Origin of the sequence: Streptomyces griseus subsp. griseus (assembly GCF_000720255.1) — a bacterium.
GTDB lineage: Bacteria > Actinomycetota > Actinomycetes > Streptomycetales > Streptomycetaceae > Streptomyces > Streptomyces griseus_I.
In genome coordinates, this window is the sequence record NZ_JOJE01000134.1 from 1 (window position 1) to 941 (window position 941).

Here is a 941-nt window from a genome sequence, read left to right on the forward strand (position 1 = left end):
TGCCCGATCTCCTCCGCCCGCCAGGCGTACCGGGAACTGCCCGCCGCCAAGGCGTTCCTCACCTTCCGCGGCGCCGGCCACAGCAACTACTTCGGCGACGCCCGGACCATCAACACCTTCGTGGACTGGATGCGGTGGAGTCTGTACGGCGACACCGTCGCCCGCGACCGCCTCCGCGCCGACGCCACCTCCAGCACCACAACCTGGGAATCCGTGCTGAGCTGAGGAGCGACCACTCGCCGCCCCGACGCGAGTGATTGTCGCGATCGCCTCACTGAGCCTGCAGCCCGGACTCACCACGCATGTCTTCCGCGCCGGCCCTTGAACCGACCACTGTCCGCGCGCTTCTCAGGGGCCGCCGCGTTTCACCCACCCCCCACTCGGAGGTCACCGTGACCTGCTCAGACCGGCGTCCGCACGCCGGACGGTGTCGGCGGCCCGTCCGTCGCCCGCAACACGGCCGGCTGATCGGCGGTATCACCACCGCGGCCGCGCTGGCCGTTTCCATGCTCGTCGCACTGCCACAGAGCGCGCATGCCGCGACCGCGCGGCAGATGGAACGGCTCGACCGCGGGCTGACCAGCGTCCACACCAGCGGCGGAAACCTGGTGTCATGGCGATGGCTGGCCACCGACCCGAACGACGTGGCGTTCAACGTCTACCGTGGCGGCTCCAAGCTCAACTCCTCACCCATGACCAGCTCCACCAACTACTTCGACGCCGGCGCCCCGGACTCGGCCGACTACACGGTGCGCGCGGTGGTGAACGGTACCGAGCAGGCCCCTTCCGAGCGCGCGCTCCAGTTCCGGGCCGGATACCGGGACGTGCCGATCTCTCCCCCGGCCGGGGGCACGACCCCCGACGGCGTCGCCTACACCTACGAGGCCAACGACGCCTCGGTGGGCGACCTCGACGGCGACGGCGCGCTGGACTTCGTGCTG

The 941-nt window shown here is 70.7% G+C and carries 1 protein-coding gene and 1 pseudogene; both read left to right on the top strand.

All coding sequences use genetic code 11. The features are described from left to right. Nucleotides 1-225 (top strand): annotated as a pseudogene (locus tag IG99_RS43455) (alpha/beta hydrolase); the annotation flags it as partial. 242 nt (nt 226-467) lie between these two features. Further along, nucleotides 468-941 (top strand): rhamnogalacturonan endolyase family protein (locus IG99_RS43460; protein ID WP_463607373.1); only part of this gene is annotated, 474 nt, incomplete at its 3' end.